The following is a 24581-nucleotide window of genomic DNA, read 5'->3' as shown; positions in this document are numbered from 1 at the left end:
ATGGAGAGATCAAGGTCGTGGCGATCTCGCAGCGAGTTCCGGGATTGGTTTCGCGACTTGACGCGTCCTCGCTTGGCCTACGGGTCGATGACCGCGATCGCATCGATCTCTATCAGGTAGCCGGGAGACATCACTGCTATCCCGACCACCACGTTTGCTGGTTTGTGATCGCCGAACAGCTCGATCTGGGCCGCTTCGATGATGGGCACGTGTTCGTCGCGTTTGTAATCGACGATGTAGATCGTGATCTTGCAGACTTGCTCGGGCCGAGCGCCGGCGGCAGCAAGCGCTCGGCCAAGATTTCCGAACGTCAGGCGCGCCTGGACTGCGAAATCACCGTGGCCAACGAGCTTGCCGTGTATGTCTTCTGGCTGCTGGCCCGAGACGAACACCAGCTTGCTTCCTGTCGCAACGACGACCTGGGAGTACATTTCCGGAATCGGCAGATCATTTGGATTTATGCATTCGAGCGTCATTGAATAGATCTCCTGCAATGGCTGTGGCTGCTTCGCATTCGCGGGTCTACCACATTGTCGCCGAAGCGGGCGCTTCCGTCGCAATATCACTTCGACACCGCAAGCGTGGGCGTTTGAGCCAAGCCGGAATGTTGCTGATTGGCTCGCGAGCGGTGGCGTTTGGGATGACGGCACCGGCGCCCATCAGGCTCAGATCAGCAGCAGGCCCTTCATCGAGGCGTTGCCTTTCTTGCCGATGATGATGTGGTCGTGGACGGCGATGCCGAGCGGCTTGGCGCTGTCGATGATCTGCTTGGTCATTTCGATGTCCGCACGCGATGGTGTCGGATCGCCGGAAGGGTGGTTATGCACCAGGATGACGGCGCTGGCCGACAGTTCCAGCGCGCGCTTGATCACTTCGCGCGGATAGACCGGCGTGTGGTCCACGGTGCCGACCTGCTGTACCTCGTCGGCGATCAGCACGTTCTTCTTGTCGAGGAACAGGATGCGGAAATGTTCGCGGTTCTCGAACGCCATCGCCGAGCGGCAGTACGCAAGAAGCTGCGTCCAGTTGGACAGCACCTCGCGGTCGCGAACCTCGGTCCGCGCCATGCGCTGCGCGGCAGCGGCAATCACCTTCAGGTCGACCGCCACGGCGGGGCCGATGCCCTTCACCTCCTGCAGCAGCGCCACCGGTGCGCCAAGCACTTCGCCAAAAGTGTCGAAGCGCGCCAAAAGCGCCTTGGCGATCGGCTTGGTGTCGACGCGCGGGATCAGGCGAAACAGCAGCAGTTCGAGAAGTTCGTAGTCGGGCAGGGCGTCCGCGCCGCCGGCAACGAAGCGCTCGCGCAATCGGTCGCGATGGCCGTGATAGTGTGGCTTCTCCGTCGATTTGTCTCTTGGTGCCTTGTCCTTCGCCGGTGGTTCAAGCCACCGCTCGGAGAAGAACCCCCGTTCGTCGTCACCGCTGTTCCCCATCCATCCCCCACACTCCCCGAAGGCTTCGACGGCAGATTAGAGCGGTAAGCAGCGCGCGGTCGAGTTTTTTCGGCGACGGCGCCTCAAAGCTGCGGCTTGAGGCGATCTTGTTTTCAGCTGACCGGCGGCAGGCCGGGGCGGTCGAGCTTGTTTGGCGACAGGGTGAAAATCTCGCAGCCAGTTTCGGTGACGCCGATCGTGTGTTCGTACTGCGCCGACAGCGAGCGGTCGCGCGTCACCGCCGTCCAGCCGTCCGACAGCACTTTCACATGCGGCCGGCCAAGATTGATCATGGGCTCGATGGTGAAGATCATGCCCGGCCGCATCTCGACGCCTTCCGAGGCGGTGCCATAGTGCAGGATGTTGGGTGCGTCGTGGAACAGCTGGCCAACGCCGTGGCCGCAGAAATCGCGCACCACCGAGCAGCGCTCGGCCTCGGCATAGGTCTGGATGGCGGCGCCGATGGCGCCGGTGCGGGCGCCAGGCCGGACCGCCGCGATGCCGCGCATCAGGCACTCGTGGGTGACTTCGAGCAGGCGTTCGGCGGCGCGCTTGATGGTGCCGACGGGATACATGCGCGAGGAATCGCCGTGCCAGCCGTCGAGGATGTAGGTGACGTCGATGTTGACGATGTCGCCATCCTTCAACGGCTTGTTGTCTGGAATGCCGTGGCAGACGACGTGATTGATCGAGGTGCAGGACGATTTGGTGTAGCCGCGGTAGTTGAGCGTCGCCGGTAGCGCGCCTTGGTCCATGCCGAATTCGAAGACGAAACGGTCGATGGTCTCGGTGGTGACACCCGGCTGGACCATCGGCACCAGTTCATCAAGGCAGCGCGCGGTGAGATCGCAGGCCTTGCGCATGCCGGCAAATCCTTCTTCGCCGTAGAGGCGGATCTGGCCGGTGTTCCTGAGGGGTGCCGTGGCGGCGTCGAGATAGGTGACCATAGTGTCCGTTTGCCTGTAAGCGGGCGGCGCATATCAGCCCGTTAGAAAATTTCCCCAGATTTGGCACTGCAAGCCGCAAGGTTCAAGGAAGAACTGCCGGCAATGGACTGATACTGGCGATATTCCTGGCTTGCGCGGCCGCTCAGATGACATCCAGGTGCGCGATCTCCTCCGAATGCCGAGATCGCACTGACGACACATTTTCGCGCAAAAGCAGCCAAAGCAACTTTTGACGACGAACGGCGTTGCTGTGGTCGACGCCAGTTCGGGAGATATAGAATGGACAGATTGCAATTCGAGGTGCCGGTGCGCATCGCGCCCGCGCCCGGGCTGCCGGTAGAGGAAATATACAGCGTCGAACAGGCGCTGGATATCCTGCATGACTGGCCAAAGAAGCGACAGGGCAAGGTCTATGAAGCGGCGTTCAATGCCTGTTTCGGCGCCACGGTGGATGTGGTCAGGACTGAGGACGCATGGCGCGCCTTCATGGCGTTTTGCCGGGTCAGTGGCCTGCTGGCCAGGGACATGATGGTTACGGCCAAGCGCGCCGGCGAGGCGAGGGGCCTGAGGGTCTAGAGTTCTGCTTGGCCTGGAGGCCGGCCAACCGACTCGTTCCAATCGGCGCGGACTCCGCGGCGTTAAGGTTCCGTTTCCGACTTCACAGCTAGGCATGAGCGATAGAGCAGCGTCTGATTCGTTGCGTCGGTTTCATGGTGCAGAACATGTCCTCAGCCAATGTGCGTACCTTCCCGCTAGATCGGCAGACCGTGCTGGTGCGCGAGGTCGCCGCAAGGCTGGGCAGACTGCACGGCGACACGGCCACGTCGTTCTGGAAGGCCACGGCGCGCGAACTCCTCGACAAGGCGGTCGCGGCCGGCTGCGATGCGGCTTCGGCGGCCAACGATGTCCGTCGGTTTTTTGCCGCGGTCCAGGACGAGATGCATTTCAAGGCGGACGATGCCGCACCGGGGCAGCGCCGGACGCGCACCCGCCCCTAGCCTCAAAACACACGCGCTCATCATTGTGTGGCCAACCGTGGACCGGTCTTGGCGTCGACGGATCTCGGGTCCTACGCTGTCGATTGTGCCGTCCCAGCCACGGCGAGCGCCTTGTTGAACGCGAGACAGGCGATGAAATACTGGTCGCGCTCGGCCCTGGCGACGTCGGTCATCGCCAAGGAAATCGTCGAGCGCTATGGCGGGACTATCATGCCGGAGACCTGCCTGACGGATGGCTTTTGCAGATGGTGGGATCGACGCGGTTTAGCGCAAGGCGTCGGCCTCTCGGCCATCCCTGTGCCGACCCGATCCGAATCGGCTATGCCTGCGCGATGCAGGAAACGTCTCTCTACATCCCGGTGAAGCGGTTTCTCGAGAGCCTGGAGTTCACGGTCAAGGGCGAAGTCGGCCACTGCGATATCGTGGCGGTGCGCGACGGCGAGCCGCCTGTGCTGGTCATCTGCGAACTGAAATTGCAGTTCAACCTCGAACTGGTGCTGCAAGGTGTCGATCGCGCCGCGGCATGCGACGAAGTGTGGCTGGCGGCGCGCATGTCGGCGCGTGGCAAGGGCCGCGAGCACGACCGCCGTTTTCGCGCGCTGTGCCGGCGGCTCGGCTTCGGGCTTCTGGCTGTCAGCGGCAAGGGGGAGGTCGAATTGCTGCTCAGCCCGGCGGCTCTGCCGCCGCGCCGCGATCCGAAGCGCCGCTCCCGGCTGATGGAGGAACACCGGCGCCGGCGCGGCGATCCGGTGGTCGGCGGCGGTTCGCGCGCGCCGATCATGACCGCCTACCGGCAGGATGCGCTGGCCTGCGCCGCAGCCATGACCGACGGGCCGAAACGCCCGCGCGATCTGAAAGCGATTTCGCCACGCGCGCCCAGCATCCTCTTGGACAATGTCTATGGCTGGTTCGCCAGGGCCGAGCGCGGCGTCTACGCGCTGACCGAGGGTGGCCACGCGGCGTTACAGCGCTGGCCGCAGGTAGCGCACGACCAAGGGTGAGTGCCGGAGATTGCCGCGAGCAGGCGCCGAGGGAAACCTCGGCACGGCAGCCGCTGTTCGCCGTTTCAACCGATTCGCCGCGCCACCGTTCCAGCCGCTGCTAGTTCGGCGGCTGCCGCGAGGCTTCTTGTTTTCCTGAAAGATCTGGTACGCCCAAGGGGAATCGAACCCCTGTTACCGCCGTGAAAGGGCGGTGTCCTAACCGCTAGACGATGGGCGCGCTCAGACGAAGCGGCTTATAATTGCGTTGTTGCCAACCGGCAACCCATCAGCCGCCAGATGCGGAAACTTTTTTCAAGAGGGGCGAAAACGGCCAGTTTGGTGAGCCAGCGCAGGTTTTCTGGCCTCGCGTCGTTGCACATCTTTGGACGAACGCGCCGCGCAGTCGTCATCCTCGCGTCTGCGCTGCGTCGCTGCGCTCCTTGCTTCGCCATAGGATGACGAAGTCGCGGGTGCCTCGGCTAATCTCGAACGTCGCTGATAGGTAATCGGAAAAAACGGCGGGCTGCTAACAGCCCCTCGGCCCGTTTGCCGAATGGGGATGCTACCCCCGCCGGCGGCAGCGCCAATTCCAGTCGCGCTCGGGGCCGACGTCGACGTGAACGGATTCGGTATGGCAGTAGGTGCCGACGCCGCCGCGGCCGGGCATGGTTCGGATGTAGCTCGCCAGTTCCCATTTGGAGACGCCGGGAACCTGGATGTCGGCGGCGGCGCAATACATGTGCAGCGAATTCTTGGCGCCGTTGGCGCGCCGGTTGCGGGCCGGGTCGCGGTAGCCTGATGTGACCATCATCTTGCGGCCGTAATGGCCTTCGATGGTCTTCAGCACACGCACCAGCGACGGCTTCAGGCAGGCGACGTCGACGCTCTCGTTTTGCTTCAACAGGCCATTGGGCGCCAGCCGGGCGAGGCCGGCGGCGGAGGCCACCTGATAGGCGCCGCCCGAACCCTCGTCCTCGTTCAGGTCGACGTCGCTTTCGTCGTCGAGGCCGGATTTGCGCTTGATCTCGAACAGCGCCGTCTGGCGCACGCCGGGCAAGGCATCGCTGCCGGTGATGTGGTTGCTCTCGTTGCCAAGCGAGGCAAGCTGCAAGGGCTTGTCGGCGGAATTGGCTGACGCTAGCGTGATGATCGGCTTTGCCGGGACGGCCTTCTGGGAAGCAACCGCAGGCTGTTCGCCCGAGCGCGAGTTGACCAGCGGAGCAGGTGCCGCGGAGGCTGGCGTGGTGCTGAACAGTGAGGCCAGGAAGCCCTTCTTCGGCGTGTCGATCTGCTGGGGCGCGGCGGTCACGTAGACCTCGTTGGTCGCGGGTGCCGCTGCCGTCGCTTTCGGTGCGGTCACGCCGGCATCGGCGGCGGCGATCTTCTGCGCCACGGCGTCCGTTGCGGCCGCGGTCTGTGCTGACTGCTGCAGCGACTGCGGCGTCTGGCCGACAATGGTTTCGGAGCCGGCGGGAACATTGACCGGGAAGCCGGTGCCGGGCTTGGCCACCGGCACATAGGCGACCTGCTCGGGCAGTGTCGCATCGCCCGCTGCCGTCATCATCATCTGCGGCCCGGTGGATGTGACCTGCACGGTCGAATCGCCCGGCGCCGCAGGGCTGGCGCCGGAAGCCGCGGAGATGTCAGAAGCGGTCGCGTTGTAGCCAGGCATGCCGACGGACATTGTGGGGTCGCCAGCGGAGGTGCAGGACGCCAGAAGCACGGAGAAAAGCGCTGCCGCTATAGTGCGACCTTCTCTCCCCGCGAGACGCGATCCTACTGATTTCAAAACTAAATTCCCCCTCGGTGTCCGGTCGGCCTGCTATTGGTGCGGCGTCGAAACGTTCACATCCAATAACCTTGTGTTCCCAAACCGGAAACGAGACTTGTGTCAATTCTGCAAGCCTCTGAATTATTTGCTCGTTGGAGGCCAATTGAGGCTTCTTGAAGGTTGACGACACCATTTCGCCCCGTTTTGCCGGCCCGTCAACTCACCAGACATTACATTCCGTTACACACAGGCACCTGCAAAAGGTGCCGGCCCTTACACGCGCACCTTCACATAGGTGCCGGGGGCATCACCCAGGGTTTTCATATGCTTGCCCGGTTTGCGGGCCGGAACGAGGGTGTCGTCCTGGGTTTCGATCCAGTGCTGCCAGTGCGTCCACCAGGAGCCGGGATGCTCCACCGCCGAGGCGAGCCACTGGTCAAAATCGCCCGTCGGTTTGCCGCCGGTCCAGTACTGGTATTTCTTGGCTGCCGGCGGGTTGACGACACCGGCAATGTGGCCGGAACCAGCCATCACAAACTCGACGTCGCCGCCGAAATATTGCGAGCCGAGAAACACCGAAAGGGCCGGCGCGATGTGATCTTCCTTCGACGCCAGGTTGTAAACCGGGATGGTGACGTCGGCCAGCGACACAGTGCGGCCGGCGAGTTCCATCACGCCACGCGTCAGATTGTTCTCGAGATAACAGTTGCGCAGGTAGAAGGAGTGGTTTGCAGCCGCCATGCGGGTGGAATCGGCGTTCCAGTAGAGCAGGTCGAAGGGCAGGGGATCCTTCCCGCGCATGTAATTGTTGATGACATACGGCCAGATCAGGTCGCCCGAGCGCAGCATGTTGAAGGCGGTCGCCATCTTGGTGCCGTCGAGGTAGCCCTTTTCGTTCATCGATTTCTCGACCGCTGCCACCTGGTCCTCGTCGACGAAGACTTTCAGGTCGCCGGCATGGGTGAAGTCGACCTGCGTGGTGAAGAAGGTCGCCGATTTGATGCGGTTGTCGCCTTCCTGTGCCAGCAGTGCGAGTGCGGCCGCCAGCAGCGTGCCGCCGACGCAATAGCCGATGGCGTTGACCTCTTTCTCGCCGGTCGCCTTCTCGATCATGTCGAGGCCGTATTGCAGGCCTTCCCGTATGTAAGCTTCCCAGCCCTTGGCGCCGTGCCGCTCGTCGGGATTGATCCAGGAGATGACGAACACGGTATGGCCTTGCTCGATCGCCCAGCGGATGAAGGACTTTTGCGGGTTGAGATCGAGGATGTAGAACTTGTTGATCCAGGGCGGGCAGATCAGCAGCGGGCGCTTGAGCACCGTCTCCGTCGTCGGATCGTACTGGATGATTTCGGCGACATCGCTGCGGCCGACCACCTTGCCGGGAGATGTCGCGACGTTCTTGCCGATCTCGAAGGGCGAATAGTCAGCTTGTCTCAGCTTCAGGTCGCCCTTGCCGGCGGCGATGTCTTCGGCCAGCATCTTCATGCCGCGCACCAGGTTTTCGCCATTCGAGGCGACGGTTTCTCGAAACAGCTCCGGATTGGTCAGGATGAAGTTCGACGGCGAGATGGCATTGGACACCTGCTTGACGTAGAAGCTCGCCTTGTGGCGGGTGTGGTCGTCGAGGCCTTCGGCGTGCTCGACCAGGTCGGCCGCCCAGCGCGAGGTGACGAGATAGGCCTGTTTGAGGAAATCGAAGAAAGCGTTGCGACCCCATTCGGGGTCTTGAAAACGCTTGTCGCCGCGCTCGGGCTTGACCGCATCTTCGGGCGCCTCGGCATTCGGGCTAACCTTCTGGATGGCGTTGCCCCAGACCGTCATGTAGCCGGCGAACAGCCGCGTCTGCGCTTCCAGCGCGCGTTGCGGGTCGGCCAGCCAATATTCGCTGAGCTTGGAAAAGGTTTTGACCATGTCGACCACGGGTTCGGCGACATGATCGCGCACCTCGCCCTTTTCGCGCGGCTCGGCCCAGGCGGAGGCGGCTTTGCCGGCCTGCTCGACCATGCGCGCCATGTTCAACGCAAAGCGTTCCGGGTCTTTCACCAGATATTGCTCGACGGTCGAAGATTGATCATCTTCCGCTTTGCTCGAATCAGGTGTTTTGGACATGGCTCGCGGGGTTCCTCCCGAGGCGTTTTCTTGACATATTATCATGGGACATCTGACCGGGTCCAATGCGCTGTACCCCGGCTGCCAGGAAAACAATATGACGATTAACACCGGCAAGACCATTTTTTCGGGGGCAGGCCGCTTTTGCCGCGTCGCGGTTGCAATCGCCTGTCTGGCGCCAGGGCTGCTGGCGGCAAGTGGCTGCACGAGCGCCAACACCGGCAACGGGATGAATGTCGGCCTGACCCAGGGCGCGCAGGACACCGGCTCTTATCCCAATCTCAACATCCCACCGCAGGTGGCGGCAAAGCAACTCACCCCTGAGGAGACGCAGGCCAAGCTTGCCCAGTTGAAGGGCGAACAGCAGGGGCAAGTGGCCAAGGGCGGCGGCGGTGCCCCGTCCACCAGCCCGGCGGCGCTGAATTCGCTGGCGAAGAACCATGGCAAGGACACGCTGAAGCAGATCGAAGCCAAATGCGATCCCGCCCTCGACCCTACCTGCAAATAAGGCTATATCGCGCGCCGAAAGCGGTCTTTGCCAAGGGCGCCTAGCCAAGCCAACTGTGCTAAAGCCAATCTTAAATCGTCTGGAACTGACATGGAAGAATTTCACAAGGTCCGCCGGCTTCCGCCCTACGTGTTCGAGCAGGTCAACTGGCTGAAGGCCAGCGCCCGTTCGCGCGGCGCTGACATTATCGACCTTGGCATGGGCAATCCCGACCTGCCGACTCCGAAGGCGATCGTCGACAAATTGTGCGAAGTGGTGCGCGATCCGCGCACGCATCGCTATTCCTCCTCGCGCGGCATCCCAGGTCTGCGCCGCGCCCAGGCCGCCTATTATCAGCGCCGTTTCGGCGTGAAGCTCAATCCCGACACGCAGGTGGTGGCGACGCTCGGTTCGAAGGAAGGCTTCGCCAATATGGCGCAGGCGATCACCGCGCCGGGCGACGTGATCCTGTGCCCCAACCCGACCTATCCGATCCATGCTTTCGGCTTCATCATGTCGGGCGGCGTCATCCGTTCGCTGCAGGTCGAGCCGGATGACGGCTTCATCCCGGCGCTCGAGCGCGGTGTCCGTCATTCGATCCCGAAGCCACTGGCATTGATCCTCAACTATCCGTCGAACCCGACGGCGCTGGTCGCCTCGCTCGATTTCTACAAGGACGTGGTCGCCTTCGCCAAGAAGAACGACATCATCATCCTGTCGGACCTTGCCTATTCGGAGATCTATTTCGACGGCAATCCGCCGCCTTCGGTGCTGCAAGTGCCGGGCGCCATCGATGTCTGCGTCGAGTTCACCTCGATGTCGAAGACCTTCTCCATGCCCGGCTGGCGCATGGGCTTTGCCGTCGGCAATGAGCGGCTGATCTCGGCGTTGACGCGGGTGAAGTCCTATCTCGACTACGGCGCCTTCACGCCGATCCAGGTGGCGGCGGCGCATGCGCTGAATGGCGACGGCGCCGACATCGCCGAAGTGCGCGAGGTCTATTTGAAGCGCCGCGACGTCATGGTCGACGCCTTCAGCCGCGCCGGCTGGACCATTCCGGCACCGGCTGCCTCGATGTTCGCCTGGGCGCCGATCCCGGAGCCGTTCAAGCATCTCGGCTCGCTTGAGTTTTCCAAGCTCCTGATCGAGCACGCCGACGTGGCGGTGGCGCCGGGCATCGGCTTTGGCGAGCATGGCGACGATCACGTCCGCATCGCGCTGGTCGAGAACGAGCACCGGATCCGGCAGGCGGCGCGCAACATCAAGCGCTTCCTGGCGTCCAGCGCCAAGCAGCCGAACAATGTGGTGCCGCTCGCCGCGCATCGCTAAAGTCGCCGCACATCTTATTCGAGTAGATTTTTTGAGGGGCGTCGCCGGGCATGGCTGAAGCGTTGCGTGTTGGAATTGCGGGTCTGGGTACGGTCGGCGCCTCGGTGGCGCGCGTGCTGCGCGACAAGGCAGCGGAGCTGACGCGCCAGTGCGGACGCGATGTCATCGTCACGACCGTTTCCGCGCGCGATCCCAAGCGCGACCGTGGCGTCGACCTCAGCGCCGCCAAATGGTTCGACGATCCGATCAAGATGGCGCAGGCCGCCGATATCGACGTCTTCGTCGAACTGATCGGCGGCGACGAAGGGGCAGCGCGCGCGTCGGTCAAGGCAGCACTTGAAGCCGGACGTCATGTCGTCACCGCCAACAAGGCGCTGTTGGCCAAGCACGGCGTGGCGCTTGCCGAAATCGCCGAGAAGAGGGGCGTGCTGCTCAACTACGAGGCGGCAGTTGCCGGCGGCATCCCGGTCATCAAGACGATGCGCGAGGCGATGGCCGGCAATTCGGTCACCCGCGTTTTCGGCATCCTCAACGGCACCTGCAACTACATCCTGACCCGCATGGAGGCCGAGGGCATCTCCTTCGACGAGTGCCTGAAGGACGCGCAACGGTTGGGCTACGCCGAAGCCGATCCGACTTTCGATATCGAGGGCCATGACACGGCGCATAAATTGTCGATCCTGACCAGCCTGGCCTTCGGCACCAGGATCGCCGCCAACGACATCTACATGGAAGGCATTTCCAATATCAGCCAGGCCGATATCCGCGCCGCGGGCGACCTTGGCTACCGGATAAAATTGCTCGGCGTCGCGCAGCGCACCGACAGCGGCATCGAACAGCGTGTGCACCCGACCATGGTGCCGACCGCGTCGGTGATCGCACAGGTGCATGGCGTGACCAATGCGGTGGCCATCGAAACCGACATTCTGGGCGAGCTGCTGCTCTCCGGCCCCGGCGCCGGCGGCAACGCCACCGCGTCCGCCGTGGTCGGCGATATCGCCGACATTGCCAAGAGCCGGCCGGGCTTCCAGCACGGTCCGGTGTTCGGCCTGCCGGCCAAGGAACTGCGGCCCTACAAGAAGGCGCAGATGCGCAGCCATGCCGGCGGCTATTTCATCCGACTGACCGTGCATGATCGCATCGGCGTCTTTGCCGCGATCGCCAAGCGCATGGCCGACAACGACATTTCGCTGGAATCGATCGTCCAGCATGCCGTCAGCGGTGAGACCGACGCGCAAAAGACGGTGATCCTGGTCACCCACGAGACGACGGAAGCAGCGGTGCGCAAGGCTGTCGACGGCATCACCAAGGACGGCCACCTCACAGACAAGCCGCAGGTTATCCGCATCGAGCGTGCGGGCTAGGCCAAGTCATTTTTCTCCTTTAACCGATTGATGCTGCTGCTGAAAAGTGGTTTCGGACGCCATAATGCTCTCTCTCTTTGATTTGGAGCCGGATTGAGATTTCAGGTCGAACCCACCAGTCATCATCGGGTTCTGGCGGAGGCGTGAGCCGCGAGATCAAGGCGCGTCACCAGGAGGTGGAAAAGTTGAGACTTTCCTGTTTAACCGTCGCATATTGCCGGAAATGACAATCTGTAGACTACGCCTCCTATGACGGGCGACAAACGCTTCTTCCTCGATGTCAGGCAGTCGGCGACCGGTGTTTCCTGGGAACACCGGTTGAGCGAGCGGCAGGACATGACTGCGCTGGCCATAGCGCAGGGCCACGGCGTGCCCGACATTGTGGCTCGCGTGCTCGCCGGGCGCGGCGTCACCGCCGACCAGGCCGAGCGCTTCCTCGATCCGACGATTCGCAATCTGTTGCCGGATCCGGCTTCGCTGACCGACATGGGCAAGGCTGCGACCCGCATCGCCGAGGCGGTCATGGCCAAGGAGAAGGTGGCAATCTTCGGCGACTACGATGTCGACGGCGCCGCCTCTTCGGCGTTGCTCAAGCGCTTCCTGACGCATTTCTCGGTGCCTTCGGAGATCTACATTCCCGACCGCATCTTCGAGGGCTACGGCCCCAATCCGGAGGCTATGCGCGAACTGGTCTCGCGCGGCGCGACGCTGATCGTCACCGTCGATTGCGGCACCAACAGCGCTGTCTCCATCGACGCCGCCAAGGCCGCAGGCGCCGATGTGGTGGTGCTCGACCACCATCAGGTCGGCGGCCCGCTGCCGGAGGCGACCGCGGTCGTCAATCCCAGTCGCGAGGACGACCTTTCCGGGCAAGGCCATCTGTGCGCCGCCGGTGTCGTCTTCCTCACTCTGGTGCAGACGGCGAGGGTCCTGCGCAGCCGATTGCCCGACGCAGCGCCACCGGACCTGTTGTCGTTGCTCGACCTGGCGGCGCTGGCCACGGTTTGCGATGTGGTGCCGCTCATCGGCGTGAACCGCGCTTTCGTCGTCAAGGGGCTACAGATGGCGCGGCAGCAGAAGAATGAGGGGCTCGCCGCACTGGCGCGGGTGTCCCGCATCGGTGAGCCGATAAGCACCTTTCATCTCGCCTATCTGATTGGGCCGCGCATCAATGCCGGCGGCCGCATCGGCGATGCAGCACTTGGCAGCCGGCTGCTCGCCACCGACGATCCGGTTGAGGCCGGGACCATTGCCGAGACACTCGACCGGCTTAACCAGGAACGCCAGCAGATGGAACTGGAGATGCTGGCAGCGGCGCGCGCCGAGGCTGACGCCGAACTTGCCGGCGGCAACGGGCCGGCCATCATCGTCACCGCCAGCACCAATTGGCATCCCGGCATTGTCGGCTTGATCGCCTCGCGGCTGAAGGACCATGCGCGGCGGCCGGCCTTCGCCATCGCCTTCAACGCCAATGGCATCGGCACCGGCTCCGGCCGTTCGGTGTCGGGCTTCGATCTCGGACGGCTGGTGCGCGCAGCCGCCGATGCCGGGCTGATCGTCAAGGGCGGCGGCCACGGCATGGCCGCCGGCATCACGGTGGAACGCGCCAAGCTCGGCGAACTCCGTGCTTTCTTCGAGGAGCGCGCGGCGGCCGAAGTGTTCCGGCTGCAGGACGAAGAAAGTCTGGCCGTCGACGGCGCGCTCGCCGCCGAGGGTGCGACGGTTGCTTTGCTCGATGCACTGGAAAAAGCCGGGCCTTTCGGCGCCGGCCATGTCGCGCCGGTGTTCGCGCTGCCGCGCCATCGGCTGGCCGACGCGCGGGCCGTCGGCACCAACCACATCCGGGCTGATCTGCAGTCGGAAAGCGGCGGCCGCATCCAGGGCATCGCCTTTCGATCCGTCGATACCGCGCTGGGCGAATTCCTGTTCAAGAACAGGGGCAACACGATCCATGTAGCCGGCTCGCTGTCGGGGAATTATTGGAACGGCAACCGCACGGTGCAGTTCCGCATCACCGATGCGGCCAAAGCCTGACATTGCCGATTTGGTTTAAGCGAGAACCGTCTGCAGCCGCTTCAACTCGCTGATCTGCGCCATCGTCGCCTGGTAACCGACGCTGATCGCCTCATCCGCGCGGTGGAATTCGGTCAAGCCGATATGGCTGAGTTTCGGTTGGAGCGACATGTCGGGCGGATCGCCCGCCAGCCTTGCGCGTGAAATCCGGTCCTGGATGATGTTGAAGGCTTCGACCATGACGCCGGTGATGCCGAGACGGCTCTGGTGCGGCTGGTGGTCGGGGCTGGCCTGGCCTGGCCGGGGCGCGTCCTTCTCGATGAGCAGTTCGCCGGCGCTGTGCTTGATGACGGCGGCGCGGCCGAACAGATCGTAGTGAAGGTTGACCGCGACGACCAGCGGCTGCTCGTAGGCGCGGCAGACCGAAACCGGAACCGGGTTGACCAGCGCGCCGTCGACCAGAATGCGGCCGTTGCAATTCACCGGTTCGAACACGCCGGGCAGCGCATAGGAAGCCCGCATCGCGGTGATCAGCGAACCGCTGGACAGCCAGATCTCATGGCCGGTGCGAATTTCGGCGCCAACGGCGACGAAGGGTTTCGTCAGATCCTCGAAGCGGATGCCTGCCATGTGCTCGCGCAGCCTGACGTCCAGTTTCATGCCGCCGAACAGGCCGCTGCCGCGCAGATTGAGATCGAGCAGGCCGAAGATGCGCCGCTTGGTCAGGCTGCGGGCGAACTCCTCGAGTTCGTCCAGCTTGCCGGCGAGATAGCAGCCGCCAACCAGCGCGCCGATCGAGGTGCCGGCGATCATCGAGACTTCGATGCCGGCTTCGTCGAGCGCGCGCAGCACGCCAATGTGCGCCCAGCCGCGTGCGCAGCCGCCGCCCAGCGCGAGCGAAATGCCTGTCTTGCCCGCGGGTTGCGGGTCAGGCACGCCGCCGGACGATGAGGGGCCATTGGCCTCCCGCACGTCCGGTCTGCTACGCAATGACGCCCACTCGAGCATCATGATCTCCCTTGTCCCGCGTCCGTTCTACAGGAAGGACGTTTGAGAATAGTGAATATGAGTGGTTTGCGACTGTTGAATGGTTCACGCGGGCTTCCGATACGTTTTTTCCGCATCGAACAGCGGCGTGCTGCCATCGTCGGCAAGCGTTGCCTTGCCGCCGATTAGCCCCACCGTCCGATAAAAACATGAACGCCGGCCGGTGTGACAAGTTGCGTCGTGGCCCAACACTTTGACGCGCAACCATATGGCGTCCTGGTCACAATCCGTGAGCATCTCGACGACGGTCTGAAAATTGCCTGATGTTTCGCCCTTCTTCCACAGCGTGCTGCGCGAGCGCGACCAGTAGTGCGCGATGCCGGTTTCGAGCGTCAGCGCCAGCGCCTCGGCATTCATATGCGCGACCATCAGCAGCATACCGTCAGCGGCGTCAGTGACGACGACGGTGACCAGCCCGGCAGCATCGAAACGCGGGGAAAACACCGCGCCTTCTTCGAGGGCCTTCTTGTCTGATGGAGCGTTGGGAAATGTTAGTGCCGACATCGCCGGTCCTTGATCTAGCGATGCCGGCGAGGGGCTTACGCCCCGAGGCCGCGCACCATGGTGACGAAACGGACCTGTTCCTCGGGCGTGTCCTTGAACACGCCGGTGAAGGTCGAGGTCAGCGTGGTGGAGCCCTGCTTGCGGATGCCGCGCATGGCCATGCACATATGCTCGGCCTCGATCATGACGGCGACACCGCGCGGATTGAGCACGTCCTGGATGACGCCGGCGATCTGTGCGGTCATGGCCTCCTGAGTCTGCAGGCGATGGGCGAAGATATCGACGACGCGCGCGATCTTGGACAGGCCGACGACCTTGCCGTCCGGGAGGTAGCCGACATGCGCCTTGCCGATGATCGGCACCATGTGGTGCTCGCAATGCGAGTGGAACTGGATGTCCCTGACGATGACGAGATCGTCATAGCCGGCGACTTCCTCGAAGGTGCGGCCGAGTTCTTCGGCCGGGCACATGTCATAGCCGTTGAACATTTCGAGAAAGGCCTTGGTGACGCGCTTGGGCGTGTCGATCAGGCCCTCGCGGTCCGGATTGTCGCCGGTCCAGCGCAACAGCGTGCGCACGGCGGCCTCGACCTCGGCTTCGCTCGGCCTGTCGGTGACCGGCTTGTCCAGATAGTCGGAAGGGGGCATGATTTTCTTGATGACGGCATCCATAAAGGCGTCTCCCGTAGTTCCTCTCTCAGGAGGAACGAGTTGAACGGACCACGACCTTTCGGGTGCTGAAAACTCGCCCGGTTTCCAGCCCGCAAGCGGCGTGAACGAAATGGGCAAGGACGATGGCTCTGCGTTGCCTTGTCGATACCCGACTGCCAGCATTATATATGGTCGTGCGCAGCGAATGAAAGACGCCACAGCGGCAATCGCTGTTCGCTTGGCGGCGACGGATTGGAAAAATATGATTGACGACGTCTACAATGCGAAAATTCTGGGTTTTGCCGGAAACATCGCCCGCATAGGCCGGCTCGATCATCCGGATGCGAGCGCCAAGGCTCATTCCAAATTGTGCGGCTCGACGGTAACCGTCGACCTCAAGATGGACAATGGCGTCGTCACCGATTTCGCTCATGACGTGAAGGCCTGCGCCCTCGGCCAAGCTTCGTCCTCGATCATGGCTCAACATGTCATCGGCGCCAGCGCCGACGAATTGCGGGCGGTGCGCGACACCGTGCTGAAGATGCTCAAGGAAAACGGCGCGCCGCCGCAAGGCCGCTTTGCCGATCTGAGATATCTGGAGCCGGTGCGCGACTACAAGGCGCGCCATGCCTCGACCATGCTGACCTTCGATGCGGTCGTCGATGCCATCGGTCAGATCGAGAAGAAACGCGCCGAACAAGCGGCGTGACCCTTGCCATTTGATCGCCAAAGCCTGGTGTTCGCCGCGAGCCTTGCTGGCGCAGTTGCGTTGAGCAGCGGCGCGAGCCGGGCGGACGTGGCGGTCCAGCGCGATATCGGCGAGTATCTCAAGAAGGCCATCCAGCTCTGCTGGAGCATACCTGTAGACGCCCACAGCATAGTCCGCGTCCAGTTCAGCCTGAACAAGGACGGTTCGCTCGCCGGTCCGCCAAAAATCCTCAGCCCTGCGCCACCGACGCCGGACAAGGTTGCCGAGGCCGCTGTCCGGGCCATCTCGCGCTGCGCACCATTTTCCAGGCTGACATCCTATACGGCCCATTATGATCTGTGGCGTGATGTCGTGCTGACATTCGACCCGGGACAGGATACTTCGGACAGGGCTCTGGGCATCGATGCGAAGGAGCTCGACCAAGCCCTCGAAAAATTCCGCAAGAAGCCAAATTAGCTGAGGCCGGTCAGGCGGCTCTTGGTTTGCTGCGCCCGTCTGCTTTCGGCAAATTCGCTTCTCACCCAGTCGGCGAAGGCCTTGGCCGGCTCCGCCAGGTCCTTCAAACTCCTGCCGACCAGCCAGTAGGCGCCCGATGCGACATCAATGTCGAACGGCTTGATCAGCGCGCCGGATGCAATCTCCTCGCCGATCTGCAAGAGGTCGCCCAGCGCCACGCCGTGGCCGAGCAGGGCCGCCTGCTTCGACAGCGACACATCCGCCAGCATAGGGCCGCGCGCCGGAATGGTGTCGGCTGCCACGCCGGCTGCCTCGAACCAGCGCGCCCAGCCTTGACGATTCTCCTCGTGCAACAGCGTGTAGCGGGCAAGGTCGAGCGGCTTTTCGAGGGCAGGGCCCGATGCCAGCAAGGCCGGCGACAAGACCGGTGAATCGACGGTCGAGGCGAGCCATTCGGCCTCGCTGCGCGGCCATGAGGTGGCGCGCGCGCTGAAGCGCAAGGCGAGTTCGGGCTGATCGCTGCGGAACTCGATCGGCCTTGGGTCGACTTCGAGGGAAACGTCGATATCGGGCCGCAACTGGCTGAAGCGGTTGAGCCGCGGCAACAGCCATACAGAGGCCAGCGACGGCTCGACGCTGACGCGAACCACCGACTGCGCCGGGGCCGCCACCAGGTCCGAAAGCAGCCTGTCGATGTCGTCGAAACTCCTGACCAACTGATCGAGCAGGCGCTGGCCGGCTTCGCTCAGCTCGACGCGACGGTGATGACGGTGGAACAAGGGCTGGCGCAGGAACTGCTCGAGTTCGCGGATCTGCCGGCTGATGGCGGCCTGGGAGACGAACAGCTCCTCGGCGGCCCGGCTAAAGCTCAATTGCCGGCCGGCTGCCTCGAAACTTCGCAATGCCGTCAGGGGCAGCCGTCCGCGCTTCATTTCGCATAACCCGAAGTTATCTGAACCGGAAATTATACTCGTTTGAAGGCGAAGGCCAGCGGGCGTCTAATCCGTCTCAAAGGAGATGCGGCCATGATCCAGTTACTGGAAATCTTTTGCGATGTGATGCGGATCGCGACATTTCAGTGGCATGGCGACAGGCAGCATCATGTGCAGCGCACCGAGCAAAGGCCGGCCACCCGCTGGGCGGCTCCAGCGGAGCGGCATCCCTTTCGCCGCTCGCGACCCTGAAGCCGACAAAGAGGCGAGTGAAGAGGATTGCGTTTGCCGGCCGAAGCTCACATCTATCGGTTTGGAAACGCAAGCTGACCCGGAAGCCGGTTTCGGGTCGCGTTCGGAAAGAGACTGCGGTGGGCGACCAGCATCGGCATGTGCATGCCGCCGGACAGACCCGGCGCGGGCGCAACTGGCCCGGTCCCTGGCGCAAAACACCCGGCCGCATTTTCGGCACGTCGCTGGTGCGCTTGTACCAGCTGACGCTGTCCGGCTTTGTCGGCAATTCCTGCCGGCATCTGCCGACCTGTTCCGAATACGCGCATGAGGCAATCGCCCGCCATGGCCTGTGGGCCGGCGGCTGGATGGGGCTTTTTCGCGTGCTGCGCTGCGGGCCGTTCGGAACGCATGGTGTCGACCGCGTGCCGGAGGTGCTCGCTCCGAGCTACGTCTGGTTCACGCCATGGCGTTATTGGCAGATCGGCAGGAAGCGCGGCGAGGCCTGACGGCGGACGCGCTGGGTCCCTGATATAGATCGCCAGGGCGGCATTTCTTTACGATCCGGTAGGGTTAACAACGGCCTGCACAAAGACTGCGCATTTGAGTCAAAATCGAGCCAAGACACTTCGCTAAGCGGCTCCTGTTCATTCCCAGGAGAGCCCACATGCGTCGGATCGAAACCCATCCCTTCATCATTGCCGCGGTCCTCTTCCTGCTGGCCTGGTTTCTGGGATTTCCGATGCGGGCGCAATCGGCGCCGCTTGGCGATTTCGCCTGCACGCTTATCCAGGACGCGGCGAGCGGCGAGACGCTCTATCAAAGCGGCGTCTGCGACCAACGCGTCAGCCCGGCGTCGACCTTCAAGGTGCCGCTGGCGCTGATCGGCTACGACAGCGGTGTCCTCAGCGACGCGCATACACCGAGCTGGGACTACAAGCCTGAGTTCAACGCCGTGAAGCGCGACCACAAGGCCGTCGACCCGACGATCTGGGAGCGCGACTCGATCGTATGGTATTCGCGCGAGATCGTGCGCCGGCTCGGCGCAAAAAGCTTTGCCCTCTACGTCTCGAAATTCGGCTACGGCAACATGGATGTCTCGGGCGATGCCGACAAGGACAACGGGCTCACGCAATCCTGGATAAATTCCTCGCTTGAGATATCGCCGGTCGAACAGACAGCCTTCCTGCGCCAGCTGCTCGCCGGCAAGATGCCGGTTTCTGCCAAGGCGCATGAGATGACCCGAGCCATCCTGCCGACTTTCCAGGCCGGCGGCTGGACGGTGCGGGGCAAAACCGGCAGCACCAGGCTGGGAAACAGCAAGGACAAGCGCGCGCTGGGCTGGTTCGTCGGCTGGGCCGAAAAGGGCGGCCGCCGGATCGTCTTCGCCCGGCTGGTCGTCGACACCAAGCCGATCGACATGCCGAAAGGCCCGGCGACACGCGCGGCGTTACTGAGGGAGTTGCCGCAACTGGTGAAGTGAACTTGCTTTAGCTTCAAGTGCTCCGGCGGGCACGAAGGATGTGGCCGCCGGAATTCCTTGTCTCCGCCTTTGGCGTCCTGGAGAAGCGGGCGGCGATGTCGCTGCTTTCCAGATCTTCGATCTCATCGAAGCCGAGCTCGCGCAGCGATTGCGCCAGTGCCGCGGGCATGAAGAAGCTGATCCAGGGCTCTCCGGCAGCGGCGACGCGCGCCGCATGGAAAGAGAGGGCAGCCTGTCCAGCCGCATCGCGGTTCTCGGCCGGCTCGCTGTAGTCGAAGACGACCTCCGAACCGGGCATGCCGGCAATCCAGGACAGGGTGCTGAAGATTGCGTCCTGGCTCAGATACGGAACGACACCCAGCCAGATGAAGAAACTGGGCTCGGTCTGCCGCAAACCGGCCGATGCCAGGCCATCCGCGGGGCGCTGGCGCTCGAAGTTGACCGGCACGAACATGGTGGCCCGCGGTTCGGCAAGACCAGCATCGGCGATGCATTTCCGTTTCCAGGCCTGTGTCGCCGGGTGATCGACTTCGAACACCGCGACATCAGGGTACGGATTGCGCAGCGGGAAAGTGTCGAGGCCGGCGCCGAGCACCACCACTTGCTGGACGCCCCGGCGCACCGCCGCAGCCAGCCAGTCCTCGGCGAGGCGGGCGCGCGCTGCCACGAACAGGCGCATGCGCCGGCTGCGCTCACCTTCCTGCTCGAGCTCCTGCACCGTCGGTGCGGCATCGCCCAGTATCGCACTCGCATATGGGTCGCGAAACAGCGCCGCCTGCTGCGAGAACTGGTGGAGGGCCCGCATGCGCGCGACGCCCAAGGCGGTTCGGCTGGATTTTGCGTCTTCCATGCCGGGGATTCCAACCTCGTGTCGGGGAAATTCGCAAGCCTGTGCGACTGGCCTGCGACATCTGTCGCGCCATTTCCTGACAGCTGCGCCAACGACGGCTCTTTACCTGATGCCGCGTGGCCTCTAAAACCCGCCCGCTGCCGGATGCCTCCGGCTTCACACCACGACCACCCGCGCTCGTTTGCGGGACTGGATAGGAGATACCCGATGCTGAATTCCGTTTCCCTGACATTTCCCGATGGCTCCGTCCGCGACTATGACGCGGCGATGACCGGTGCGGGCCTCGCCGAATCGATCTCGAAGTCGCTGGCCAAGAAGGCTGTCGCCTATGCCATCGACGGCACCGTTCGCGATCTTTCCGACCCGCTTGGCAAGTCCGGCAAGGTCGAGATCATCACCCGCAGCGATCCGCGCGCGCTGGAGCTCATCCGTCATGATGCAGCACACGTGCTGGCGGAGGCCGTGCAGGAACTGTGGCCGGGAACGCAAGTGACCATCGGGCCGGTGATCGAGAACGGATTCTATTACGACTTCGCCCGTAACGAGCCGTTCACGCCTGACGATTTCCCGGTGATCGAAAAGAAGATGCGCGAGATCATTGCGCGTAACAAGCCGTTCACCAAGGAAGTCTGGTCGCGCGACAAGGCGAAAAAGGTCTTTGCCGAGAAGGGCGAGCGCTACAAGCTCGAGCTGATCGACGCCATTCCCGAAGACCAGGATCTCAAGATCTATTCCCAGGGTGACTGGTTCGACCTCTGCCGCGGCCCACACATGGCCTCCACCGGGCAGATCGGCAACGCCTTCAAGCTGATGAAGGTGGCCGGCGCCTATTGGCGTGGCGATTCGAACAACCCCATGCTGACCCGCATCTACGGCACGGCCTGGGCCGAGCAAGCTGAACTCGATGCCTACCAGACGATGCTGGAAGAGGCAGAGAAGCGCGACCACCGCAAACTCGGCCGCGAGATGGACCTGTTCCATTTCCAGGAAGAGGGGCCGGGCGTCGTCTTCTGGCACGCCAAGGGCTGGAAGATGTTCCAGAATCTGGTCAACTACATGCGCCGCCGCCTCGACGAGCAGGGCTACCAGGAGGTCAACGCACCGCAGGTTCTCGACAAGAGCCTGTGGGAGACGTCGGGCCACTGGGGCTGGTATCGCGATGCCATGTTCAAGGTGACGGTGGCCGGCGACGACACCGACGACGACCGCGTGTTCGCGCTGAAGCCGATGAATTGTCCGGGCCACGTGCAGATATTCAAGCATGGGTTGAAATCCTATCGCGATCTGCCCGTAAAACTTGCGGAATTCGGCAATGTGCATCGTTACGAACCGTCCGGCGCCTTGCACGGGCTGATGCGCGTGCGCGGCTTCACGCAGGACGATGCGCACATCTTCTGCACCGAGGAGCAGCTGGCCGCGGAATGCCTGCGCATCAACGATCTGATCCTGTCGACCTACGCCGATTTCGGCTTCGACGATGTCAGCGTGAAGCTGTCGACGCGGCCGGATAAGCGCGTCGGCACCGACGAGGCCTGGGATCATGCCGAGGCGATCATGGGCAACGTGCTGGATACAATCAGGACGCGCTCGGGAAACCGCATCAAGACCTCGATCAATCCGGGCGAGGGCGCTTTCTACGGGCCGAAATTCGAATATGTGCTGAAGGACGCGATCGGCCGCGAATGGCAGTGCGGCACCACGCAGGTCGACTTCAATCTGCCGGAACGCTTTGGCGCCTTCTACATCGGTTCGGATTCGGAAAAGAAGCAGCCGGTGATGGTGCATCGCGCCATCTGCGGTTCGATGGAACGCTTTCTCGGCATCCTGATCGAGCATTATTCCGGCCATTTCCCGCTGTGGTTCGCGCCGCTGCAGGTGGTTGTGGCGACGATCACCTCGGATGCTGACGACTATGCGCGAAAGGTTGTCGCACAGTTGAAGGCGGCAGGACTTTTGGCCGAACCGGATCTGCGCAACGAGAAGATCAACTACAAGGTGCGTGAGCATTCGCTGGCCAAGGTTCCTGTGATCCTCGTCTGCGGCAAGCGCGAGGCGGAGGAGGAGACGGTCAACATCCGCCGGCTTGGCTCGCGCGATCAGGAATCGCTCAAGCTGGCCGACGCGCTGAAGCTGCTTTCCGACGAGGCTGTTTCGCCCGACCGAAGGCGCAGCGCGGCCTGAGGAATCAATATTTCGGAGAAATGGCGGTGGAGCGATCCACCGCCATTTTCACATGCCTGTCACGCCAACCTTGTAACGAGCCCCCATGCTCAAGCTGAAGATACGGGAAAGGCCGTTTCCCGAACTCTCCTACGCCAATGCGAGCCAGCCGGCGCTGACGCGCTGGTTCATCCATTCCATTGAAGGTCTGTCGGGGCGCGACCGGTATGCCGCGCTCTATGATTTCTGGCGCCGCCAGGTGGCGCCGACGGGCGAGCGGGTGTTCAGCCGCATGCTGGAGCTGATCGACGTCAAGGTGCGCAGCACCGATCGGTGGCCGCCGGCGGGGCTGCCGGACACGCCGCTGGTGATCGTCGCCAACCACCCGTTCGGCATTGGCGACGGCATTGCAGTGCTGTCGCTGGTCGAGCAGCTCGGGCGTCCGTTCCGCGTCATGATCCACAAGGATCTGCTGAAGGTCCGCGAAATGGAACCGTACTCGCTGCCGATCGACTTTTCCGAGACCAAGGACGCGGTGAAGAACAACATGGCGGTGCGCCACGAGGCAGTGCGGCTGTTGAAAGAGGGCGTCACCATAGTGGTATTTCCGGCCGGCGGCGTCGCCACCGCGCCGAGAGGCTTTGGCCGGGCGCGCGACCTGCCGTGGAAGATGTTTCCGGCGCGCCTCGTGCAGGACGCCAAGGCGTCGGTGGTGCCGATGCATTTTTCCGGGCAGAACGGCCGGCTGTTCCATCTGGTCAGCGGCCCGATGAACATGGGGGAGCGCGAAGGAAGGCTGGCGAAATTCGTCGGCAAGGCGTCGCTGACGTTGCGCCTTTCAATGCTCATCCGCGAATTCGGCGGCTGTCCGGCAAAGCGATCGACGTTCGCGTCGGCAACGTACTGCGCTGGGATGAGCTGGAGCCGCTGCGCGACCGCAAGACCTTGCTTGATCGCCTTCATCGCGGCGTCTTCGATCTGGCGCCCGACGCACCGCGCAGCCGCGTCCACTTCCTGCCGCGCCGTATGCGCAAGGCAGCCTGAGAGACGCTAACTAGGGCGTGTACTCATAAACGACGTTCAGTCGGTCAAATTTTCGACAACCTCGGCCTTTTTGCTCAATAGCTCCTAGGGCAGTGGGAGCGGTTTGTCGCTGAGTGTACGCAAGTAGGCGATCAGGTTGACCCGTTCGGTCTCGTCCGGGACGCCAGGCACCTCCATGTAAACACCCGGCGTGGTGAGCATGGGCTCAAGCAGATATTTGTTCAGGTCCTCGTACGTCCATACACCCTCTAAGGCCAGCAAGGTGTCGGAGTAACGCATATTTGCCATAGATGCCTTGTCGCGGCCGACGACGCCCCATAAGTTCGGTCCCGTTTTGATCCCTCCCTGTGGCTCGGCATTGTGGCAACCGTGGCACACGTGTGTGAAGTAGGTTCGGCCTTTCTCGACATCGGCAGCAGCCAACTTCATCGAGATCGGAGCTGGCGTTGGCAACACGACGCCGTTCGACATGAGATAGTCAGCAACTTCGCGTTGCCCCTTGAATTTTGCCAGATGGAGCGGTGTCTTGCCGTCCTTTGTCTTCGCATTCACGTCCGCGCCGGCCTCAACCAGTGCTTTCACGCAATCGAGGCAACCGAGATTGACCGCGATGTGGATAGCGTTTTCGCGGCTGCGCTTCGAATTTGGATTTGCGCCCCCGTCCAGCAACAGATTGATCAAATCGGTCCTGCGTTTTGCCAAAGCCAGAATAAGGGCAGGACCCAAACGCGGGTCCGGGACGGCGTTGACGTCGGCACCGCGTTCAATGAGCAGTTTTGCCGCTGCAAAATGACCGCCTTTGACCGCAAGATAGAGTGGTGTCGTGCGCCCGTCGCTCTCATCGACGCCGGCACCAGCGTCGAGCGCTGCCGTGATCGCCGCGACATCGCCCTTCATGGCGGCGTCGTGAATGCCGGCGGCATGCGATACAATCGGTGCAAGCAGTAGTGGAATGAAAAGCAAGGACATGCGCATTTGGCATCTCCCAAGGCAAACTGCGGTACGGGTCATGCTTTCAAGGCCGCAAAAACATACCACGAATGCCGGATCGTGGCCACTCCAACCGGTGCCTAGAAACGAA

Annotated in this window: 23 protein-coding genes, 1 tRNA gene and 1 pseudogene; 13 read left to right on the top strand and 12 right to left on the bottom strand. The window is 62.9% G+C overall.

The window, feature by feature from the left end; translation table 11 throughout:
* Positions 1-77: 77 nt before the first annotated feature.
* The 3 genes from NLY37_RS10915 to map all read right to left on the bottom strand — a co-directional run bounded on the left by NLY37_RS10915 (position 78) and on the right by map (position 2380).
* On the bottom strand, positions 78-476 hold the full coding sequence (locus NLY37_RS10915; RefSeq protein ID WP_023705984.1) for a RidA family protein: 399 nt from the start codon (positions 474-476) through the stop codon (positions 78-80).
* A gap of 189 nt (positions 477-665) precedes the next feature.
* Positions 666-1433 carry a RadC family protein gene (radC, locus tag NLY37_RS10910; protein WP_023741486.1) on the bottom strand — a complete coding sequence of 256 codons (768 nt, stop codon included), beginning with the start codon at positions 1431-1433 and terminating at the stop codon, positions 666-668.
* Positions 1434-1546: 113 nt separating this feature from the next.
* A complete protein-coding gene (gene map, locus NLY37_RS10905) occupies positions 1547-2380 on the bottom strand; it encodes a type I methionyl aminopeptidase (RefSeq protein ID WP_023681623.1) in 834 nt (277 codons plus the stop codon).
* A gap of 279 nt (positions 2381-2659) precedes the next feature.
* On the opposite strand from map, the gene NLY37_RS10900 reads away from it, so the two are divergent.
* From NLY37_RS10900 to NLY37_RS10890, 3 genes are all read left to right on the top strand, one after another.
* Entirely contained in the window at positions 2660-2956 is a 297-nt protein-coding gene (locus NLY37_RS10900; RefSeq protein ID WP_023688240.1) for a DUF982 domain-containing protein, read from the top strand.
* A 146-nt stretch (positions 2957-3102) separates the two neighbouring features.
* Positions 3103-3378: a DUF6074 family protein gene (locus NLY37_RS10895; protein ID WP_023681621.1), complete on the top strand. Its 276-nt coding sequence runs from the start codon at positions 3103-3105 to the stop codon at positions 3376-3378.
* A 332-nt stretch (positions 3379-3710) separates the two neighbouring features.
* Complete coding sequence (locus NLY37_RS10890) at positions 3711-4379, top strand: DUF2161 domain-containing phosphodiesterase (protein WP_023705981.1); 669 nt, start codon at positions 3711-3713, stop codon at positions 4377-4379.
* A 145-nt stretch (positions 4380-4524) separates the two neighbouring features.
* Here the strand turns inward: NLY37_RS10890 and NLY37_RS10885 are convergent.
* The 3 genes from NLY37_RS10885 to phaC all read right to left on the bottom strand — a co-directional run bounded on the left by NLY37_RS10885 (position 4525) and on the right by phaC (position 8241).
* Positions 4525-4599 (bottom strand) — tRNA-Glu (locus tag NLY37_RS10885).
* 324 nt (positions 4600-4923) lie between these two features.
* Positions 4924-6045 carry a D-Ala-D-Ala carboxypeptidase family metallohydrolase gene (locus NLY37_RS10880; RefSeq protein ID WP_245261149.1) on the bottom strand — a complete coding sequence of 374 codons (1122 nt, stop codon included), beginning with the start codon at positions 6043-6045 and terminating at the stop codon, positions 4924-4926.
* Positions 6046-6405: 360 nt separating this feature from the next.
* Positions 6406-8241, bottom strand: coding sequence for a class I poly(R)-hydroxyalkanoic acid synthase (gene phaC / locus NLY37_RS10875; RefSeq protein ID WP_023741485.1), 1836 nt, complete (start codon positions 8239-8241; stop codon positions 6406-6408).
* A 97-nt stretch (positions 8242-8338) separates the two neighbouring features.
* Between phaC and NLY37_RS10870 the strand changes: the two genes are divergently transcribed.
* The 4 genes from NLY37_RS10870 to recJ all read left to right on the top strand — a co-directional run bounded on the left by NLY37_RS10870 (position 8339) and on the right by recJ (position 13455).
* Positions 8339-8749, top strand: coding sequence for a hypothetical protein (locus NLY37_RS10870; protein ID WP_023681616.1), 411 nt, complete (start codon positions 8339-8341; stop codon positions 8747-8749).
* Between the two features lie 90 nt (positions 8750-8839).
* Positions 8840-10057, top strand: coding sequence for an LL-diaminopimelate aminotransferase (locus NLY37_RS10865; RefSeq protein ID WP_023741484.1), 1218 nt, complete (start codon positions 8840-8842; stop codon positions 10055-10057).
* A 50-nt stretch (positions 10058-10107) separates the two neighbouring features.
* Positions 10108-11421, top strand: a complete 1314-nt coding sequence (locus NLY37_RS10860; protein WP_023695460.1) for a homoserine dehydrogenase — start codon at positions 10108-10110, stop codon at positions 11419-11421.
* A gap of 249 nt (positions 11422-11670) precedes the next feature.
* A complete protein-coding gene (gene recJ / locus NLY37_RS10855) occupies positions 11671-13455 on the top strand; it encodes a single-stranded-DNA-specific exonuclease RecJ (RefSeq protein WP_023741483.1) in 1785 nt (594 codons plus the stop codon).
* A gap of 15 nt (positions 13456-13470) precedes the next feature.
* Here the strand turns inward: recJ and NLY37_RS10850 are convergent, their stop codons facing one another.
* From NLY37_RS10850 to folE, 3 genes are all read right to left on the bottom strand, one after another.
* Positions 13471-14442, bottom strand: coding sequence for a patatin family protein (locus tag NLY37_RS10850; RefSeq protein ID WP_023667624.1), 972 nt, complete (start codon positions 14440-14442; stop codon positions 13471-13473).
* An 84-nt stretch (positions 14443-14526) separates the two neighbouring features.
* Positions 14527-14985: a phosphoribosyl-AMP cyclohydrolase gene (hisI, locus tag NLY37_RS10845; RefSeq protein ID WP_023741482.1), complete on the bottom strand. Its 459-nt coding sequence runs from the start codon at positions 14983-14985 to the stop codon at positions 14527-14529.
* 35 nt (positions 14986-15020) lie between these two features.
* Entirely contained in the window at positions 15021-15656 is a 636-nt protein-coding gene (gene folE / locus NLY37_RS10840; RefSeq protein ID WP_023667622.1) for a GTP cyclohydrolase I FolE, read from the bottom strand.
* A gap of 241 nt (positions 15657-15897) precedes the next feature.
* Between folE and NLY37_RS10835 the strand changes: the two genes are divergently transcribed.
* Together NLY37_RS10835 and tolA are read left to right on the top strand one after the other, a co-directional pair.
* The gene (locus tag NLY37_RS10835; protein ID WP_023741481.1) at positions 15898-16344 is read left to right on the top strand and encodes an iron-sulfur cluster assembly scaffold protein; all 447 of its coding nucleotides are present in this window, start codon (positions 15898-15900) and stop codon (positions 16342-16344) included.
* Between the two features lie 60 nt (positions 16345-16404).
* A complete protein-coding gene (gene tolA, locus NLY37_RS10830) occupies positions 16405-16800 on the top strand; it encodes a cell envelope integrity protein TolA (RefSeq protein ID WP_156933737.1) in 396 nt (131 codons plus the stop codon).
* Here the strand turns inward: tolA and NLY37_RS10825 are convergent.
* Positions 16797-17732, bottom strand: coding sequence for a LysR substrate-binding domain-containing protein (locus NLY37_RS10825; RefSeq protein ID WP_023710655.1), 936 nt, complete (start codon positions 17730-17732; stop codon positions 16797-16799). The two genes, tolA and NLY37_RS10825, sit on opposite strands and share 4 nt — an antisense overlap.
* A 371-nt stretch (positions 17733-18103) precedes the next feature.
* Here NLY37_RS10825 and yidD point away from each other — a divergent pair, with 371 nt between their 5' ends.
* Together yidD and blaOXA are read left to right on the top strand one after the other, a co-directional pair.
* The gene (gene yidD, locus NLY37_RS10820) at positions 18104-18472 is read left to right on the top strand and encodes a membrane protein insertion efficiency factor YidD (RefSeq protein ID WP_023695455.1); all 369 of its coding nucleotides are present in this window, start codon (positions 18104-18106) and stop codon (positions 18470-18472) included.
* A 158-nt stretch (positions 18473-18630) separates the two neighbouring features.
* Positions 18631-19446 carry a class D beta-lactamase gene (blaOXA, locus tag NLY37_RS10815; protein WP_023695454.1) on the top strand — a complete coding sequence of 272 codons (816 nt, stop codon included), beginning with the start codon at positions 18631-18633 and terminating at the stop codon, positions 19444-19446.
* Positions 19447-19459: 13 nt separating this feature from the next.
* On the opposite strand, the gene NLY37_RS10810 is transcribed toward blaOXA, so the two are convergent.
* Positions 19460-20296: an SAM-dependent methyltransferase gene (locus NLY37_RS10810; protein ID WP_023741480.1), complete on the bottom strand. Its 837-nt coding sequence runs from the start codon at positions 20294-20296 to the stop codon at positions 19460-19462.
* Positions 20297-20503: 207 nt separating this feature from the next.
* On the opposite strand from NLY37_RS10810, the gene thrS reads away from it, so the two are divergent.
* Both thrS and NLY37_RS10800 read left to right on the top strand, forming a co-directional pair.
* Entirely contained in the window at positions 20504-22477 is a 1974-nt protein-coding gene (gene thrS / locus NLY37_RS10805; protein WP_023667614.1) for a threonine--tRNA ligase, read from the top strand.
* Between the two features lie 85 nt (positions 22478-22562).
* A pseudogene (locus NLY37_RS10800) lies at positions 22563-23500 on the top strand (lysophospholipid acyltransferase family protein).
* 84 nt (positions 23501-23584) lie between these two features.
* Here NLY37_RS10800 and NLY37_RS10795 read toward each other — a convergent pair.
* Complete coding sequence (locus NLY37_RS10795) at positions 23585-24475, bottom strand: ankyrin repeat domain-containing protein (protein WP_023741479.1); 891 nt, start codon at positions 24473-24475, stop codon at positions 23585-23587.
* Between the last annotated feature and the right edge of the window lie 106 nt (positions 24476-24581).

This window comes from Mesorhizobium sp. C395A, assembly GCF_030323205.1.
In the GTDB taxonomy this organism is placed as follows: domain Bacteria; phylum Pseudomonadota; class Alphaproteobacteria; order Rhizobiales; family Rhizobiaceae; genus Mesorhizobium.
The sequence above is the reverse complement of the archived record's forward strand: the minus strand, read 5'-3'. Positions and strand labels throughout refer to the sequence as shown.

Excerpts from the sequence above, each read along its gene's own strand:
- NLY37_RS10915 (WP_023705984.1), bottom strand. The coding sequence starts at position 476 with ATGACGCTCGAATGCATAAATCCAAATGATCTGCCGATTCCGGAAATG.
- radC (WP_023741486.1), bottom strand. The coding sequence starts at position 1,433 with ATGGGGAACAGCGGTGACGACGAACGGGGGTTCTTCTCCGAGCGGTGG.
- map (WP_023681623.1), bottom strand. The coding sequence starts at position 2,380 with ATGGTCACCTATCTCGACGCCGCCACGGCACCCCTCAGGAACACCGGC.
- NLY37_RS10900 (WP_023688240.1), top strand. The coding sequence starts at position 2,660 with ATGGACAGATTGCAATTCGAGGTGCCGGTGCGCATCGCGCCCGCGCCC.
- NLY37_RS10895 (WP_023681621.1), top strand. The coding sequence starts at position 3,103 with ATGTCCTCAGCCAATGTGCGTACCTTCCCGCTAGATCGGCAGACCGTG.
- NLY37_RS10890 (WP_023705981.1), top strand. The coding sequence starts at position 3,711 with ATGCAGGAAACGTCTCTCTACATCCCGGTGAAGCGGTTTCTCGAGAGC.
- NLY37_RS10880 (WP_245261149.1), bottom strand. The coding sequence starts at position 6,045 with ATGTCCGTCGGCATGCCTGGCTACAACGCGACCGCTTCTGACATCTCC.
- phaC (WP_023741485.1), bottom strand. The coding sequence starts at position 8,241 with ATGTCCAAAACACCTGATTCGAGCAAAGCGGAAGATGATCAATCTTCG.
- NLY37_RS10870 (WP_023681616.1), top strand. The coding sequence starts at position 8,339 with ATGACGATTAACACCGGCAAGACCATTTTTTCGGGGGCAGGCCGCTTT.
- NLY37_RS10865 (WP_023741484.1), top strand. The coding sequence starts at position 8,840 with ATGGAAGAATTTCACAAGGTCCGCCGGCTTCCGCCCTACGTGTTCGAG.
- NLY37_RS10860 (WP_023695460.1), top strand. The coding sequence starts at position 10,108 with ATGGCTGAAGCGTTGCGTGTTGGAATTGCGGGTCTGGGTACGGTCGGC.
- recJ (WP_023741483.1), top strand. The coding sequence starts at position 11,671 with ATGACGGGCGACAAACGCTTCTTCCTCGATGTCAGGCAGTCGGCGACC.
- NLY37_RS10850 (WP_023667624.1), bottom strand. The coding sequence starts at position 14,442 with ATGCTCGAGTGGGCGTCATTGCGTAGCAGACCGGACGTGCGGGAGGCC.
- hisI (WP_023741482.1), bottom strand. The coding sequence starts at position 14,985 with ATGTCGGCACTAACATTTCCCAACGCTCCATCAGACAAGAAGGCCCTC.
- folE (WP_023667622.1), bottom strand. The coding sequence starts at position 15,656 with ATGGATGCCGTCATCAAGAAAATCATGCCCCCTTCCGACTATCTGGAC.
- NLY37_RS10835 (WP_023741481.1), top strand. The coding sequence starts at position 15,898 with ATGATTGACGACGTCTACAATGCGAAAATTCTGGGTTTTGCCGGAAAC.
- NLY37_RS10825 (WP_023710655.1), bottom strand. The coding sequence starts at position 17,732 with ATGAAGCGCGGACGGCTGCCCCTGACGGCATTGCGAAGTTTCGAGGCA.
- blaOXA (WP_023695454.1), top strand. The coding sequence starts at position 18,631 with ATGCGTCGGATCGAAACCCATCCCTTCATCATTGCCGCGGTCCTCTTC.
- NLY37_RS10810 (WP_023741480.1), bottom strand. The coding sequence starts at position 20,296 with ATGGAAGACGCAAAATCCAGCCGAACCGCCTTGGGCGTCGCGCGCATG.
- thrS (WP_023667614.1), top strand. The coding sequence starts at position 20,504 with ATGCTGAATTCCGTTTCCCTGACATTTCCCGATGGCTCCGTCCGCGAC.
- NLY37_RS10795 (WP_023741479.1), bottom strand. The coding sequence starts at position 24,475 with ATGCGCATGTCCTTGCTTTTCATTCCACTACTGCTTGCACCGATTGTA.